Source organism: Melghirimyces profundicolus (assembly GCF_003054245.1).
GTDB lineage: Bacteria > Bacillota > Bacilli > Thermoactinomycetales > DSM-45169 > Melghirimyces > Melghirimyces profundicolus.
Genome location: NZ_QBKR01000018.1, coordinates 11,572 through 27,089 on the forward strand (window position 1 = coordinate 11,572; position 15,518 = coordinate 27,089).

Genomic DNA, 15,518 nt, shown 5'->3' on the forward strand with positions numbered 1-15,518 from the left:
TGAAGGGAGTTTCACCGGAGAACCCCCCGATGGGCATACGGGTCCCGTGCATGGTGCATACAGTCCATGATTTCATCATGTGGACGACCTCCTTTCACAAAATCGTAACATTTTAAGCAACTTGATTTTACCAGCGGTCGAACCGGCTGTCAATGCTCATTTTTCACAATTTTCTTGGGTGTGATGGAAGGAGGAAGGGAGGGGGAATCGAAGTGGGAGACACCTGGAAACGTTGGACGGATTGTCAGGATCGACCCGAAATAACGACGTTGCTGTCCTGCCCGGAGAAGGGGGCTTCGGGTAATGCCGCCGCTCAGATGGATCCCTTTTTCCTTGTTGGGGGGTTCTGCGCTCGGGAAAAGGAGCGGACTGATGAACGGAGAAAGCAGGGGAATCTTTCTGAATAGAGTCCGGGATTCAACGGAATAGGTTAACCGGCGGGAACGAAATATAGTTTTCAACAGAGGAGATGTTCCAATGAAGAGCGACGATGAGGGGATTATTTTCGACTTGGACGGCACCCTTTTTCAGACGGAGAAAGTGGCGGTACCCGCGTTTCACCGCACATTTCGCAGGTTGCGGGATCGGGGTCTCTACCAGGGAACCATTCCCTCCGATGAACGGATTCAGTCGGTGTTCGGGATGACGCAGGCTGACATCTGGGAGCGGTTGCTGCCGGGGGCGGCGGAGGAAGTGAAAAGGGAGGCGGACGCCATGTGGCTCCGGGATGAGCTGGATTGCCTGCAAGAAGGGATGGGCGGGCTGTATCCCGGTGTCACCAAAGGATTGCGGGAGTTGAAGGAGAGAGGGTGGCGCCTTTTCGTGGCCAGCAACGGTCTGGGACCCTATGTTCGGGGGGTGCTGGATACATTCGGTTTAACCTTCTTGATGGAGGGCATTTATTCTGCAGGGGAAAAAAACATCCGTCAAAAGGAGCGGTTGGTGGCTTTGTTGAAGGAGGAACAGGGGGTCTCCTCGGGATATATGGTGGGAGACCGCAGTTCCGATGTCCGGGCGGGAAAAGCGAACGGGTTGGTTGTCATTGGCTGCCGATATGCCCATTTCCCTCAGTTCAGCAACGAAGACGAACTGGAGGGGGCGGATGCCGTGATCCGTTCCTTCGATCAACTGCTCCCGCTGTTGAAAAACCCCTGTCGGAACGAATCATCCCTGGATCTGTGAGGTGCAGCCGGAGCGGCTTTGGGTAAATGCCGCCGCGCTCACTTTTTCACCATCCTTCCAGCGGAAGAAGGGAGTGTCTGAATGGAAGCGGACAGCGTATGGGTAATATCACAGGGGGAAACCGTGGTGCGTCTCTTGGCGGCCACTGCACTGGGCGGATTGATCGGTTGGGAACGGGAACGGAACAACCATCCCGCGGGTTTCCGTACCCATATCCTCGTTTGTGTGGGATCCGCCCTGATCATGCTGTTGTCCATTTATGGCTTTCCTCAGTTCATGGATGAGGACAAAGTCCGCTTTGACCCCGGCCGGATCGCAGCGCAAGTGGTCAGCGGCATCGGTTTCCTGGGGGCGGGCACCATCCTGCGACAGGGTTTGACGGTCAGCGGTCTGACCACCGCCGCCTCCCTCTGGGTCGTGGCGGCGATCGGCTTGGCAGTGGGAGCGGGATTTCACTTTCCCGCGGTGCTGACCACGGTGCTGGCCCTGGTCAGCCTGGAACTTCTGAACAAGGTGGAAGATTGGTTGTTCCGGAGCAGCCCGCAGAAACTCCTTCGAATCCGCGCTCTCAACCGCCCCGGAAAATTGGGCGAACTGGCCACCCTGATCGGGGATCTTGGCATCCATATCCGGAAGGTGAAAGTGGATGAAGGAGAACCGTCGGATCAGGAGATGGAAATCATGTTGGCCGTTCGGATTCCCACCGAAATCGATTCCACGGAAATGATTGATCGGGTGCGCAAGGTGGAAGGGGTTCGGGAGGTTCACCTGGATTGAGGAACGGAAGCGGGCGGCCACGTATGAGATGCCGGTCCAAGCGGAAAAATGGTACCGTGGCCTTTTCCTCTTGGCAAAAGACTCCACCATCCATTATAATAACCACACAAGGTCAAAGTCAGTCAAAGTCAACAGGAGGTAGTCCGATGCCATGTCAAGTGTTTCGGACATCATCGAGCAGTATTTGATCAAAATATTGAAAGAAACTCCTTCCGGTACCATCCAGGTGAAACGGAGCGAATTGGCGGAGCTGTTCCAGTGCGTTCCGTCCCAGATCAACTACGTGATCAGTACCCGGTTTACGGTGGAAAAAGGCTATATGGTGGAGAGCAAGCGGGGGGGAGGCGGTTACATCCGAATCCGAAAACTCCGCTTCTCCAAACAGAAAAACTATTATGATGTCCTGCTCAAGATGATCGGGAATCGGATGACGCAACAGGCCGCCGAGGATTTGATCGCTCGTCTCACGGAAGAGGAATGGATGACCGAGAGGGAAGGGCGCATGATCAAAAAACTGATTTCCCGGGAAGTGCTGGATCTGCCGGTTTCACTTCGGGATTCCGTCCGTGCCCGGATCATGCGCAGCGTGGTGACGACGCTATTCGCAAACAAAGGAGAGTGACCCCCGAATGCAGTGTCAGGAGTGCGGCAAGCGTCCGGCAACTCTTCATTACACCAAGATCATCAACGGTGAAAAGATGGAATTCCATCTGTGCGAGGTTTGTGCCAAGGAGAAGGGGGAGCAGATGGCCGGGATGGAAGCCGGCTTTTCCATTCACAATCTCCTGTCCGGCCTGTTGAATCTTGACGGACAGTTTGCGGAGGGGCAACCCGCCCGCTCCGCGTCGTCATCGGAGGGGCTGCGTTGCAAGACTTGCGGTCTGACATACAGTCAGTTCAGCAAGATTGGTCGCTTTGGTTGCAGTGATTGCTACAAGGCCTTTGCCGAACGTCTGGACCCTCTCTTCCGCCGGGTTCACGGTCATACCACCCACCGGGGGAAAGTCCCGGAAAGAACCGGCGGAAAACTCCGGATCAGAAGGGAAATTGAACGATTGAAGCAGGAGTTGTCTGCACGCATTCAAAAGGAAGAGTTCGAGGAGGCGGCCCGCTTGCGAGACCGCATCCGGGAACTTCAGGCGAAACTGGACAGCTAGGGAGGGGACTGGTATGTCGCTCCAACGTTTTACACAGGATGCACTCAGTGAATGGATGCGGGGGAAAGGACCACGTTCGGACATCGTGATCAGCAGCCGGGTGAGGCTTGCGCGCAACCTGTCCGGATTGCCGTTTCCCATGCTGGCGACCTCTTCCCAGTCTTCGGATATTGTCCGTCGGGTGGAGGAAGCCCTCCGCAGTGACAACCGGCCCGCTGCTCTCGACAAAGCGGAGCTGATCCGGATGGATGATCTGAGTGATCTGGAAAAACGCGTGTTGGTGGAAAAACATCTGATCAGCCCCCATCTGGCGGAAGAATCCCGGCACGGGGCCGTCGTCCTCAGCCCCAATGAAGCGGTCAGCATTATGATCAACGAAGAGGATCATATCCGGATTCAGTGTCTTTTTCCCGGGCTTCAGCCCCAGGAAGCTTGGAAACTGGCCGATGAGCTGGATGATTGGTTTGAACGCCGGCTCACCTATGCCTTCAGCGAGACCACGGGATACCTCACCAGTTGCCCCACCAACGTGGGAACCGGGATCCGGGCATCGGTGATGGTTCATCTTCCGGCTTTGGCCATGACCCAGCAGATCAACCGCCTGTTCCCCGCCATCACCCAAGTCGGATTGGCCGTACGGGGAATTTACGGAGAAGGATCCGAAGCCTTGGGAAATCTGTACCAGGTCTCCAACCAAGTCACCTTGGGCCAACGGGAAGAGGATATCATCGAGAAACTGACGGGGGTGGTCCGTCAGATGATTCAGCACGAACACAGCGCGAGAAGCCGTCTTCGGGAAATATCGCTCACCAAACTGGAAGATCGTGTCCATCGTTCCTACGGTATTTTATCCCACGCCCGGGTTCTCAGTTCAAAGGAAGCAATGGAACGCCTCTCCGATGTGCGCCTGGGAATAGACATGGGATTGATTTCCGGGGTTTCGGCCAACGTAATGAATGAACTGATGGTTTTGACTCAGCCGGGCTTTCTGCAGACCCGGGCCAAACAGCGGCTGGATGCCGAAGAGAGGGACATCCGGCGAGCCGGCATGATCCGCGAGTATCTGTCGATGAAACGGGAAGGGCAGTGACCGGAGGATTGGGAACCATTCCATGTGACTACCCAAAGAGAGAGGTGTTTCGACCATGATGTTTGGACGATTTACGGAGCGGGCACAAAAAGTGCTCGCACTGGCCCAGGAAGAAGCGGTCCGATTGGGCCACAGCAATATCGGCACTGAACACATCCTGCTGGGGCTGGTTCGGGAAGGAGAAGGAATTGCCGCCAAAGCCCTGATGGGTTTGGGGCTTGGACTTGAGAAGGTCCAGAAAGAGGTGGAAACGCTGATCGGAAGGGGCCAGGGTCAGCCGACCAATATCGCTTACACTCCGAGGGCGAAGAAAGTGATTGAGCTGTCCATGGACGAAGCCCGCAAGCTGGGGCATACTTATGTCGGCACCGAACATATTCTGCTGGGTTTGATCCGGGAAGGCGAAGGAGTGGCCGCCCGGGTTCTCAACAATCTGGGGGTCAGCCTGAACAAGGCCCGTCAACAGGTACTTCAGCTTCTCGGAAGCTCCGAGGCGGTCTCTTCCCACCAGGGTTCGACCAGCAATGCCAATACACCCACACTGGACAGCCTGGCCCGGGATCTGACGGCGGATGCCAAGGAAGATAACCTGGATCCGGTGATCGGACGGGAAAAAGAAATTGAGCGGGTGATCCAGGTTCTTTCCCGTCGGACCAAAAACAACCCGGTGCTCATCGGGGAACCCGGGGTGGGGAAAACGGCGGTCGCAGAGGGCTTGGCCCAGAGAATTGTGGACGGGGAAACCCCGGAAACGCTCCGCGGCAAACGGGTGATGACCCTCGATATGGGCACCGTGGTCGCCGGAACCAAGTACCGGGGCGAATTCGAAGATCGGCTGAAAAAGATCATGGACGAAATCCGGCAGGCGGGCAACGTGATTCTGTTCATCGATGAGTTGCACACGCTGATCGGCGCCGGGGGAGCGGAAGGCGCCATCGACGCCTCCAACATCCTGAAACCGGCGCTGGCCCGGGGCGATCTCCAGTGCATCGGGGCGACCACCCTGGACGAATATCGGAAATACATCGAGAAGGACGCGGCGCTGGAACGGCGTTTCCAGCCGATTACCGTTGATGAGCCCTCTGTGGAAGAAGCGGTTCAGATCCTGGAAGGTCTCCGTGATCGCTACGAGGCCCACCATCGCGTCAAGATCACCGATGATGCGATCGAGGCGGCGGTGAAACTGTCCGATCGTTACATCACCGACCGCTACCTGCCGGACAAAGCCATCGACCTGATCGATGAAGCAGCTTCCAAAGTGCGCCTTTCCTCCTTCATCGTGCCCCCGGATCTGAAGGAGATGGAGCAGAAGCTGGAGGAAGTCCGCAAAGAAAAGGATGCGGCGGTGCAGAGCCAGGAATTCGAGAAGGCGGCTTCCCTCCGGGACAAAGAACAAAAGCTGCGTGAGGAGCTGGAATCCACCCGCAACCGTTGGAAAGAGGACCAGGGCAAAACGGATTCGGAAGTGGGGCCCGAGGACATCGCCGAAGTGGTGGCCAACTGGACCGGAATTCCGGTGAAAAAACTGGCCGAAGAGGAATCCGAACGGTTGCTCAACATGGAAAACATCCTTCACAAACGGGTCATTGGACAGGACGAAGCGGTCCGCTCCGTCTCCCGGGCCATTCGCCGGGCCCGTGCCGGGTTGAAGGATCCCAAGCGTCCGATCGGTTCGTTCATCTTTCTCGGTCCCACGGGCGTTGGGAAGACGGAGCTGGCCCGTGCGCTGGCGGAGGCGATGTTCGGGGATGAGGAGGCCATCATCCGGGTGGATATGTCCGAATACATGGAGAAACATTCCACCGCCCGTTTGGTCGGGGCGCCTCCGGGATATGTGGGCTATGAAGAAGGGGGTCAGCTGACGGAAAAAGTCCGCCGCAAGCCCTATTCCGTCGTCCTCTTTGACGAAGTGGAAAAGGCCCACCCCGAAGTGTTCAACGTCTTGCTTCAGGTGCTGGAGGACGGACGGCTGACCGACGGCAAAGGACGGACGGTGGACTTCCGCAACACCGTGATCATCATGACCTCCAATGTCGGGGCCGACCTGATCAAGTCGAACAAACGCCTCGGTTTCAGCGTCGGAGATCAGGCGCAAGACGAATACGAAGCGATGAAGGACAATGTGATGGAGGAACTGAAAAAGGCATTCCGTCCCGAATTCCTCAACCGGATCGACGATGTCATCGTTTTCCACTCCCTGAAGGAGGAGCATTTGCAGGAAATCGTCAGCCTGATGTCCGATCAGCTCCGGAAACGCCTCAAGGAACAGGAGATCGACTTCGTGCTGAGCGATGCGGCGGCGAAATACCTGGCCAAAGCCGGGTTCGATCCCACTTACGGCGCCCGACCGCTGCGCCGCGCCATCCAGAAGAACATCGAGGATCGCTTGTCCGAAGAGCTTCTCAAAGGGAACATCAAACACGGGGACACGGTGGAAATCGATGAGAAAGACGGTGAACTGACCGTCCGCCGGAGCGAAATGAGCCCCTCTGCCCAATAGTTCAAATCCTGACACCTCCCGAAGCTTCGGGAGGTGCGTTTTTGTGTAGGATTTTGATATAATGGTTATAGAAACCATATAGATGATAAGGAGAGCCCGTTTGGCAAAGTATAAGTTAAAGTTCGCGTGTCAAGAATGTGGCTACGAATCGCCCAAGTGGATGGGCAAATGCCCGGGGTGCGGAAGTTGGAACACCCTGGTGGAGGAACGGGACATCAAAGGGGGGAGACCGGCGGTTCGGGGGCGGAGGGGAACCGGGGAAAACCGTCCCGCTGTGCCGATCACCGAAGTGGGCGGAGTGGAAGAACCCCGGTCCGACATTGGGATCCGGGAGTTGAACCGGGTCCTCGGAGGAGGATTGGTTCCCGGATCCCTCATCCTGGTGGGAGGCGATCCCGGCATCGGAAAGTCCACTCTCCTGTTGCAGGCATCCCACCGCCTGGCCCTTCGGGGGATGCCGATCCTCTATGTCTCGGGTGAAGAGTCCGCCGAGCAGACACGACTTCGGGCCGACCGGCTGAAAGCCCTGGACTCCCGTCTGTATGTCGCCTCGGAGACGGACCTGGATGCCGTGGAAGCTCTGGTGGAAGAAGTGAGTCCCCGACTGCTGGTGATCGACTCCATTCAGACGATTTATCTTCCCGACGTCACTTCCGCTCCCGGCAGTGTGGCCCAAGTTAGGGAATGCACCGGGCGACTCATGAGGCTTGCCAAGGAGAAAGGGGTGGCGGTTATCATCGTGGGTCATGTCACCAAAGAGGGGGCGATCGCCGGTCCGCGGATGTTGGAGCACATGGTGGACTGCGTCCTGTATTTCGAAGGGGAACGTCACCATACATACCGGGTGCTGCGGGCGGTCAAGAACCGTTTCGGTTCCACCAACGAGATCGGTTTGTTCGAAATGAAATCCGAAGGCCTGTCGGAAGTGGATAATCCCTCCGAAATGTTCCTCTCCGAGCGTCCGGCGGGAGTGGCGGGCTCGGCTGTCACCGCCAGCATGGAAGGGACACGACCGGTTCTGATCGAGCTTCAGGCCTTGGTGTCCCCGACCAGCTTCGCCACGCCAAAAAGAATGGCTTCCGGACTGGATCCCAACCGGGTCACCATGATCATGGCCGTGCTGGAGAAACGCCTCGGGATGTTTTTGCAGAACCAGGATGCATATGTCAACGTGGTCGGGGGAGTTCGTCTGGATGAACCCGCGGTTGATCTCGCTGTTGCCGTGAGCCTCGCCTCCAGTTTCCGGGACCGTCCCACCCGCCCGAAGGACGTGGTGATCGGAGAGGTGGGATTGACCGGGGAAGTGCGGGGTGTCACGCGTCTGGAAAACCGCGTTGCGGAAGCGGCCAACATGGGGTTCCGGAGGGTGGTGGTCCCGGCCAAGAACCGAAAAGGTTGGACCCCCCCGAAAAATCTGGAGATCGTTTGGGTCGAATCGGTGGAAGAAGCCTTGGAAGCGGTGCTGGGAGGGTAAATGAGTTGAAAGAAGAGAAGAGAAACCATGCTCAGAACAACATCCTTCGTCTGGTGGCGCCCGGCACCCTCTTCCGGGAAGGCCTGGACAACGTCCTTGGGGCCAAGACGGGAGCGTTGATCGTCGTGGGCTATGATGACTCGGTTCGGGAAATCGTGGATGGGGGGTTTCACATCGATTGCCCCTTTGCTCCGGCTTACCTTTACGAGTTGGCCAAAATGGACGGTGCCATCATCCTCTCCAATGATGGCCGAAGAATTCTGTACGCCAACGCCCAGCTGGTCCCCAGCTCCTCCATTCCGTCGACGGAGACGGGGATCCGGCACCGGACCGCCCAGCGCACCGCCAGACAGACGGGCAAACTGGTCATTTCCATCTCCCAGCGCCGCAACGTCATCACCTTGTATCAGGGAAATTACCGATACGCGCTGAAAGATATCGGTGTGATATTGACTAAGGCAAACCAGGCGATACAGACCCTGGAAAAATACAAGTCGGTCCTGGATCAGTCCATGACCAACCTGAGCGCGTTGGAGTTCGAGGAATTGGTTACCCTGAGTGAAGTATCCATGGTGATTCAACGGATCGAGATGGTTCTGCGTATCAAGAGCGAAATTGAACGGTATATCAATGAGCTGGGTACCGAGGGGCGGCTCATCAGCATGCAGCTGGAGGAACTGGTGGTCCATGTGGAAGAGGAGGCCCACCTGGTGATCCGGGATTATTGCGCGGATCCCCATTGCAAACCGCCTGAAGAGGTACTGGAACGCCTGAACAAATTCTCCGCCGATGAGCTGTTGGAGCATGCCAACATCGTTCGCATCCTGGGCTACACTTCTCACAACAACCTTCAGGAAGAAGCAGTCGCTCCCCGGGGTTACCGGATCCTGAACAAAATTCCCCGGCTGCCGGCCCCGATCATCCAAAAACTGGTGGACCGTTTTGAGTCCCTGCCCCGCGTCATGATGGCCACCATCGAAGAATTGGATGAGGTGGAAGGAATCGGGGATGTACGGGCCCGCACCATCAAAGAAGGGCTGAAGCGGATCCAGGAACAGGTCTTTATTGACAGACATATCTAAATTCCATAGAATGAATACACTGTAAATCCTGATCCTTGGGAGGGGAGGTGTGACCGTCAAACCGGCGGCATCTTCAACTTTTAGGAGGTTCCCTGTCATGTTAGCTAGAGCGTTGCCGAGTATCTTTACCGTCGGGAACTTGTTTTTGGGAATCATGGCCATCATCCTGGCCTTTCACGGCGAATGGAAACATGGGGCGATCATGGTGATCATCGGGATGTTCCTGGATGGGCTGGATGGCCGTGTCGCCAGAATGCTGAACACACAAAGTGAATTCGGAAAAGAGCTGGACTCCCTGTCCGACGTGATCTCCTTCGGGATGGCACCTGCACTGATTATGTATACTTCTTTTCTTTATCAACTGGGTATCATGGGTTGGATTATCACCGCCATCTTCCCGATCTGCGGAGCACTCCGTCTGGCCCGATTTAATGTGAAACCCGGCATTCCCGGCTATTTTATCGGATTGCCCATCACCGCTGCGGGCGGTGTCCTCGCCACGTTGGCCCTGTACAGCGAGATGGTTGCGGGACCGGCCTTCATGGTGCTGGGAATGCTGTTTCTCTCCTATCTGATGATCAGTCAGATCAAATACCCCAACTTCAAAAAGTTGGGGATCCCCCGGAGCGCCTATTGGGTGGCGCCCGTCCTGATCATCTTGATGGGCTGGATGGCGGCCCGTTTTCCGGAGGAATTCCCCAAGCTCGTGTTTGTTCCGCTGGTCCTCTACGCTTTTTACGGGGTCAAGCGTTCGGTCTCCCGAAGAAGAAGAGAGAACGGGGATGAACCGATTGAAGAATTTAAACCTTGAACGGGTAACACCCCTGAAACCCAGGGGTGTTTTTTTACCGTTCTTAACAGTAGATGAAAATTGAAAAAAATCATGGGCGTCCGATTTTCATTTTACTCCTGATTCCACATGATCTAAAAAGAGAAGGGGACAAATCGGGTATTATAGAATGGTGATATACGCCCTTTTGTCCATTTCCTCATTACCCTGAGTTTCCTACCTGAGGTTGAATACCCCGAGGGTGGAAAGTTTATCGGATTCCTGTTGCACCACATCATCCAGTTCAATGTCAAGAAGGTTGCACATCGCGGTGAGATAAAAGAGGTTTTTACCCATCTCGGCTTTAAGCACATCCATGCAATGGTCGCACAGATGGCCGGTCAGGTGGCTTTTGACGGAACCTTTGATCTCATTAAGGGGAACCTCCCCCTGGAACGGTTGGCGTCCGGCCCGGATATTGATGCAACCGCAATCCGTGACTGCCTTCATCAGGGCCCGGTTCACCCGGCTGTTGGATTCCTGGAATTTGGAGGAGACGTCCAGCACACTTCTGTGCCTCAAAAGCAGATCGGACACTTGTTGTTGAAAGGTTTGCAGGCGGTTGGTTTCCATCTGTCAAACACCTCTTCCCATTCCGAACATCCGCACCGGATCGGGGCATGGGCGAAATGTCCGAAGCAACTGAATATTCCATGCAGATCCATTATAGCCGGATCTACAAGAAAGTGTCAATTTATACCGCAGGATTCAGGCTCGTGGACCATTCCTTTTTTAAAAAAGGTGTTGACGCTTATGTGTTGTATATGCTAAGATATTCGTTTCAAATTTATTGACTTCCCTCCGGGGTTGTGATATCTTGGAAATGGATATTGCCCTTGGAGGTGGGTTTTTTGTTCAATGTCGGCGACAAAGTGGTCTACCCCATGCACGGTGCAGGCATCATCGAGGCGATCGAGGAAAAAGAAATCCTCGGTGAATCGCAGAAATATTATGTGATGCGGATGCCCGTTGGCGATATGAAGGTGATGATCCCCATGGCGAAAGTGAAGAACATCGGACTCCGGGAAGTGGTCGACGAAGATACCATTTCCGAAGTGATCGACCGCCTGGCCAACGGGAGCCCTGATTCATCCAACAATTGGAATCGCCGTTACCGGGCCAACCTCGATAAGATGAAAAGCGGAGACATCCATGACATGGCCGACGTGGTTCGTTGCCTCATGTTGCGGGAAAAGGAAAAAGGGTTATCCACCGGGGAACGCAAGATGTTGGACAATGCCCGCCAGATTTTGATCAGCGAACTCGTCCTGGCAAAGGAGATGGAAGAGTCTCAAGCCTTCGGACTGCTGGATGAAATCATTTTTTCCGAAAGCAAAGCCTCGGGTTAAAAGGATACGACTGGGGAGGACGGGGATTTTTCCTCTGACATGCAAAAAACAGGGTTTTCATTTCTAGAGTTTGTCAATAATGCTAATGAGGAGGTGAAGCCCCGTGCTGAAAAGGTCTGTCCAATTGGCCTTTGCATTGATCGGAGCGACACTCGGTTATTATACGGGACCGGCACTGTTTCGAATGTTAAGCAGATCCCCTTTACAACTGGGCGATATACCAGCGCCTCAATACATCGGAGCCGTACTGGGAACGTTTTTTCTGTACCTTCTTACTTTCTGGTTTACCGGCAACGTCGTCCGGTGGATCCAGTGGAGCGAAGAACGGTTGGTGAAAATCCCCGCGGCAGATACGTTGTTTGGTGCCATGGGTTTGATCTTCGGTCTTATTGTAGCATTTCTGATCGAACCACCCCTGTCCGAACTGCCTTTGCCGGGGATCTCTTCCGTTCTTCCCATATTGGTGTCCGCTCTCTTGGGTTATCTGGGATTCCGGGTCGGTTACAAAAAGCGGGATGAACTGATCGCTGTTTTCACCATGGGCCGTCAAGCCAAGGACCGGGGTAAAAAGGACAAAGAAGACCGCGACAATGTGGAACATAAAATCCTCGACACCAGTGTGATCATCGACGGCCGGATCGCCGACATCTGCCGGACGGGATTCCTGGAAGGAACGCTCGTCATACCGAGTTTTGTTCTGGAGGAGTTGCAACACATCGCCGATTCTTCCGATGTGTTGAAACGGAACCGGGGTCGTCGGGGCCTCGATATCCTGAATAAAATTCAAAAAGAACTCAATATGCGTGTCCTGATTTACGAGGGTGATTTCGAAGAAGTATCCGAGGTGGACAGCAAACTGGTGAAACTCGCCAAAGTGTTGTCCGGAAAAGTGGTAACCAACGACTTCAACCTGAACAAGGTTTGCGAGTTGCAGGGCGTCAAGGTTCTCAACATCAACGACCTGGCCAATGCCGTCAAGCCGGTGGTGCTGCCCGGTGAAGAGATCAACGTGCAGGTGATTAAAGACGGGAAAGAGCACGGCCAGGGAGTCGCCTATCTGGATGACGGCACCATGATCGTGATCGAAGGCGGTCGCGAATATATCGGCGAACGGATTGACGTATTGGTTACCAGTGTGTTACAAACATCTGCAGGGAGAATGATTTTCGCCAAACCGAAGTTATTGGAAAAGGCACTCTGAGAAAGCGTTTGACCTTACGCCCGGCGGCGAGATTCCACCCGACGCCGGGCCCTCTTGTGTTTGAAAGGAGATAACCAAGGTGAAGGTTAGTGTGGTGATCCCGGCAGCCGGCCAGGGGAGGAGGATGGGTGGATCGGTGGCCAAGCAGTTTCTCGATCTGTGCGGAGAACCGGTGTTGATCCGCACGCTCCGCGTTTTTCTTGACCACCCTCTCATCAGCCGCGCGGTGTTGGCCGTCAGTCCCGGTACGGAGGAGGAGGTCCGGTGCCTTCTGGACCGGTTCCGTGTCCCGGCCGAACGGGTGACGGTGACGGCCGGCGGGAAGGAACGCCAGGACAGTGTCCGCAACGGCCTCGACCAACTGGAGGAAGAATGGGTGCTGGTCCACGATGCGGTCCGTCCTTTCGTCACCCGGGACCAAATCACATCGTTGGTGGAACAGGTTCAAATCCATGATGCCGCGGTCCTGGCCGTCCCCGTGAAAGACACCATCAAGGAAGTCACCTCCTCGAAGACCGTGGCCGGTACACTGGAACGAAGTCGCCTGTGGGCAGTCCAGACCCCTCAGGCTTTCCGCCGGACTCTGTTGGTACAAGCCCATCGGGAAGGGAAAAAACGGGGCATCGCCGCAACCGACGATGCGATGTTGGTGGAGGCCATGGGCGTGGAGGTCCGGGTAGTGGAAGGCGATTACAGTAACCTGAAGCTGACGACGCCGGAGGATCTGGTGTTGGCTGAAGCAATATGGAAGATGAGGAGCCATGGATATGATCAGAGTGGGACAAGGGTTTGATGTGCACCAATTCGCGGAAGGACGCCCGCTGATCCTGGGAGGGATCAACATTCCGCACCCCCGGGGTCTGGCCGGTCATTCCGATGCGGACGTCCTGTTGCATGCCATTACGGATGCCGTGCTGGGGGCCTTGGCCAAGGGGGACATCGGGACCCATTTTCCCGACACGGATCCATCTTATGAAGGGGCCGACAGTGCGGTACTGCTTCAACGGGTATGGAAGATGGCTGAGGAAAAAGGGTATGCCCTCGGCAATTTGGATGCCACGGTGATCGCTCAACGTCCCAAAATGGCTCCCCACATTCCGAGGATTCGTGAGCGTGTGGCCGACCTTTTGAAAGCGGATTTATCGGATATCAACATAAAGGCCACGACCACTGAACGCCTCGGGTTTACCGGGCGGGAGGAAGGGATCGCCGCAATGGCGGTGGTTTGTTTGGTAACGTCACAGTCCTGAAACCGTATGCGAGAGGTGGAGAATCCATGGCGAAAGTGCGCACGCGCTACGCGCCCAGCCCTACCGGTCATCTGCACATCGGGGGGGCGCGGACCGCGCTTTTCAGTTACCTCTGGGCCCGTAAAAACGGCGGATCGTTTGTCGTTCGGATCGAAGATACCGACGTGGAACGGAATGTAGCGGACGCGGAGAAGAAGCAGATGGAGGCATTGAAGTGGCTGGGGATCGATTGGGACGAAAGCGTCGATGTGGGGGGTCCCCATGCCCCGTACCGCTCCATGGAACGGCTCGATCTGTATCAAACCCACCTGGACAAATTGCTTGAGGGGGGGCAGGCCTATCCCTGCTACTGCACCCAGGAAGAACTGGACAGGGAGCGGGAAAAGCAGTTGGCTGAAGGAGTGGCCCCAAAATACAGCGGTCGTTGCCGCCATCTTTCGGAAGAGGAACGGGAAGCCTTCGAAAAGGAAGGGAGAGTTCCCTCCATTCGCTTTCGCGTTCCCGAGGGAAGGACCATCACCGTCCGGGATGAAGTCCGCGGAGAAGTGCGGTTTGACTCCGACGGGGTCGGGGATTTCATTATCCAGCGTCCCGACGGACGGCCCACCTACAATTTCGCGGTGGTGGTGGATGACGCGCTGATGGAGATCACCCACGTGGTCCGGGCGGAGGAACACCTGTCCAACACGCCCCGGCAGATTCTCCTGTATGAGGCGCTTGGGTTTGAACCCCCCGTTTTCGCCCATGCCTCGCTCATTCTCAACCCTGACGGGAAAAAAATGAGCAAACGGGACGAATCCGTCATTCAGTTCATTGACCAGTACCGGGAGCTCGGGTACCTGCCTGAGTCGATCATCAACTTTTTGGTCCTTTTAGGGTGGGCCCCGGAAGGGGAAAAAGCGGAAGAGGAGATCTTCTCCAAAGAGGAGCTGATCGACCTCTTTTCGCTGAAACGGGTTTCCAAAGCTCCGGCGGTTTTTGACACCGGGAAGCTGAAATGGATGAACAACCATTACATCAAAGAATCTTCCACGGAACGGATCACCGATCTGGCGATTCCCCATCTGGCCCGGGCAGGCCGGATTTCCGAAAATCCCACCGGTGAAGAGCTGGAATGGGTGAGCCGGTTGGTGGGTTTGTACAAGGAACAGCTGGATTATGTGGCCCAGATCGTCGAACTGACGGAGATGTTTTTCAGGGAAGAAGCGAGATACTCCGGGGAAGCCAAAGAGGTCCTTTCCGGGGAGCAGGTGCCTGAAGTAGTGGAGGGTTTCATCAAGCAGCTGGAGACCTTCGAAGGAGCCCTTACCCCCGGTGAGGTGAAGGCGCTTCTCAAAACGGTGCAGAAGGAGACCGGCCACAAAGGGAAAAAGCTGTTTATGCCGATCCGCGCAGCGGTCACCGGGGAAGTGCACGGTCCCGATCTTCGGGAAACGATTTGCCTCCTGGGGAAAGAGAAAGTGCTGGCGCGCCTGAAAGGGTTTTTGGAACGGCGCGATCAAATCCTGGCCTGAAGGCCGTCCTCCGACGGGAAGATCCATCGAGTTGCCGATTTCAAGTACCGGTAATATAATGGGGAATAAAGAATGAAACTATAGCATGAAGCGACAAGTGGAATAAAAGAATG

General features: G+C 55.6%; 15 protein-coding genes. 14 read left to right on the forward strand and 1 reads right to left on the reverse strand.

Annotated elements, in window-relative coordinates; all coding sequences use genetic code 11:
- Positions 1 to 477 precede the first annotated feature (477 nt).
- The 9 genes from C8P63_RS12635 (at position 478) to pssA (ending at position 10,073) form a co-directional block, all read left to right on the forward strand.
- Complete coding sequence (locus tag C8P63_RS12635) at positions 478 to 1,182, forward strand: HAD family hydrolase (RefSeq protein WP_108024749.1); 705 nt, start codon at positions 478 to 480, stop codon at positions 1,180 to 1,182.
- Between the two features lie 81 nt (positions 1,183 to 1,263).
- Complete coding sequence (locus C8P63_RS12640) at positions 1,264 to 1,959, forward strand: MgtC/SapB family protein (RefSeq protein WP_108024750.1); 696 nt, start codon at positions 1,264 to 1,266, stop codon at positions 1,957 to 1,959.
- 151 nt (positions 1,960 to 2,110) lie between these two features.
- Entirely contained in the window at positions 2,111 to 2,581 is a 471-nt protein-coding gene (locus tag C8P63_RS12645; RefSeq protein ID WP_108024751.1) for a CtsR family transcriptional regulator, read from the forward strand.
- A gap of 7 nt (positions 2,582 to 2,588) precedes the next feature.
- A complete protein-coding gene (gene mcsA, locus C8P63_RS12650; protein WP_108024752.1) occupies positions 2,589 to 3,116 on the forward strand; it encodes a protein-arginine kinase activator protein McsA in 528 nt (175 codons plus the stop codon).
- 13 nt (positions 3,117 to 3,129) lie between these two features.
- Positions 3,130 to 4,206, forward strand: a complete 1,077-nt coding sequence (gene mcsB / locus C8P63_RS12655) for a protein-arginine kinase McsB (RefSeq protein ID WP_108024753.1) — start codon at positions 3,130 to 3,132, stop codon at positions 4,204 to 4,206.
- Positions 4,207 to 4,261: 55 nt separating this feature from the next.
- Positions 4,262 to 6,706 carry an ATP-dependent protease ATP-binding subunit ClpC gene (gene clpC, locus C8P63_RS12660; RefSeq protein WP_108024754.1) on the forward strand — a complete coding sequence of 815 codons (2,445 nt, stop codon included), beginning with the start codon at positions 4,262 to 4,264 and terminating at the stop codon, positions 6,704 to 6,706.
- 100 nt (positions 6,707 to 6,806) lie between these two features.
- On the forward strand, positions 6,807 to 8,180 hold the full coding sequence (gene radA / locus C8P63_RS12665; RefSeq protein ID WP_108024756.1) for a DNA repair protein RadA: 1,374 nt from the start codon (positions 6,807 to 6,809) through the stop codon (positions 8,178 to 8,180).
- Positions 8,181 to 8,185: 5 nt separating this feature from the next.
- The gene (gene disA, locus C8P63_RS12670; RefSeq protein ID WP_108024758.1) at positions 8,186 to 9,262 is read left to right on the forward strand and encodes a DNA integrity scanning diadenylate cyclase DisA; all 1,077 of its coding nucleotides are present in this window, start codon (positions 8,186 to 8,188) and stop codon (positions 9,260 to 9,262) included.
- Positions 9,263 to 9,359: 97 nt separating this feature from the next.
- Positions 9,360 to 10,073, forward strand: coding sequence for a CDP-diacylglycerol--serine O-phosphatidyltransferase (pssA, locus tag C8P63_RS12675; RefSeq protein ID WP_108024760.1), 714 nt, complete (start codon positions 9,360 to 9,362; stop codon positions 10,071 to 10,073).
- Between the two features lie 195 nt (positions 10,074 to 10,268).
- On the opposite strand, the gene C8P63_RS12680 is transcribed toward pssA, so the two are convergent.
- Positions 10,269 to 10,664, reverse strand: a complete 396-nt coding sequence (locus C8P63_RS12680) for a nucleoside triphosphate pyrophosphohydrolase family protein (RefSeq protein ID WP_108024763.1) — start codon at positions 10,662 to 10,664, stop codon at positions 10,269 to 10,271.
- A gap of 278 nt (positions 10,665 to 10,942) precedes the next feature.
- On the opposite strand from C8P63_RS12680, the gene C8P63_RS12685 reads away from it, so the two are divergent.
- The 5 genes from C8P63_RS12685 to gltX all read left to right on the forward strand — a co-directional run bounded on the left by C8P63_RS12685 (position 10,943) and on the right by gltX (position 15,405).
- A complete protein-coding gene (locus tag C8P63_RS12685; RefSeq protein ID WP_108024908.1) occupies positions 10,943 to 11,440 on the forward strand; it encodes a CarD family transcriptional regulator in 498 nt (165 codons plus the stop codon).
- A gap of 103 nt (positions 11,441 to 11,543) precedes the next feature.
- The gene (locus tag C8P63_RS12690; RefSeq protein ID WP_108024765.1) at positions 11,544 to 12,641 is read left to right on the forward strand and encodes a PIN/TRAM domain-containing protein; all 1,098 of its coding nucleotides are present in this window, start codon (positions 11,544 to 11,546) and stop codon (positions 12,639 to 12,641) included.
- 79 nt (positions 12,642 to 12,720) lie between these two features.
- A complete protein-coding gene (gene ispD / locus C8P63_RS12695) occupies positions 12,721 to 13,434 on the forward strand; it encodes a 2-C-methyl-D-erythritol 4-phosphate cytidylyltransferase (protein WP_108024766.1) in 714 nt (237 codons plus the stop codon).
- A complete protein-coding gene (gene ispF, locus C8P63_RS12700) occupies positions 13,409 to 13,891 on the forward strand; it encodes a 2-C-methyl-D-erythritol 2,4-cyclodiphosphate synthase (protein ID WP_108024768.1) in 483 nt (160 codons plus the stop codon). Before ispD ends, ispF begins: the two co-directional genes overlap by 26 nt.
- Positions 13,892 to 13,917: 26 nt before the next feature.
- Positions 13,918 to 15,405 carry a glutamate--tRNA ligase gene (gene gltX, locus C8P63_RS12705; protein WP_108024770.1) on the forward strand — a complete coding sequence of 496 codons (1,488 nt, stop codon included), beginning with the start codon at positions 13,918 to 13,920 and terminating at the stop codon, positions 15,403 to 15,405.
- Positions 15,406 to 15,518: the final 113 nt, after the last annotated feature.

What these genes read in the sequence shown, in the direction of transcription:
- C8P63_RS12635 (WP_108024749.1), top strand. Translation starts at nt 478, where the DNA reads ATGAAGAGCGACGATGAGGGGATTATTTTCGACTTGGACGGCACCCTT.
- C8P63_RS12640 (WP_108024750.1), top strand. Translation starts at nt 1,264, where the DNA reads ATGGAAGCGGACAGCGTATGGGTAATATCACAGGGGGAAACCGTGGTG.
- C8P63_RS12645 (WP_108024751.1), top strand. Translation starts at nt 2,111, where the DNA reads ATGTCAAGTGTTTCGGACATCATCGAGCAGTATTTGATCAAAATATTG.
- mcsA (WP_108024752.1), top strand. Translation starts at nt 2,589, where the DNA reads ATGCAGTGTCAGGAGTGCGGCAAGCGTCCGGCAACTCTTCATTACACC.
- mcsB (WP_108024753.1), top strand. Translation starts at nt 3,130, where the DNA reads ATGTCGCTCCAACGTTTTACACAGGATGCACTCAGTGAATGGATGCGG.
- clpC (WP_108024754.1), top strand. Translation starts at nt 4,262, where the DNA reads ATGATGTTTGGACGATTTACGGAGCGGGCACAAAAAGTGCTCGCACTG.
- pssA (WP_108024760.1), top strand. Translation starts at nt 9,360, where the DNA reads ATGTTAGCTAGAGCGTTGCCGAGTATCTTTACCGTCGGGAACTTGTTT.
- C8P63_RS12680 (WP_108024763.1), bottom strand. Translation starts at nt 10,664, where the DNA reads ATGGAAACCAACCGCCTGCAAACCTTTCAACAACAAGTGTCCGATCTG.
- ispF (WP_108024768.1), top strand. Translation starts at nt 13,409, where the DNA reads ATGATCAGAGTGGGACAAGGGTTTGATGTGCACCAATTCGCGGAAGGA.
- gltX (WP_108024770.1), top strand. Translation starts at nt 13,918, where the DNA reads ATGGCGAAAGTGCGCACGCGCTACGCGCCCAGCCCTACCGGTCATCTG.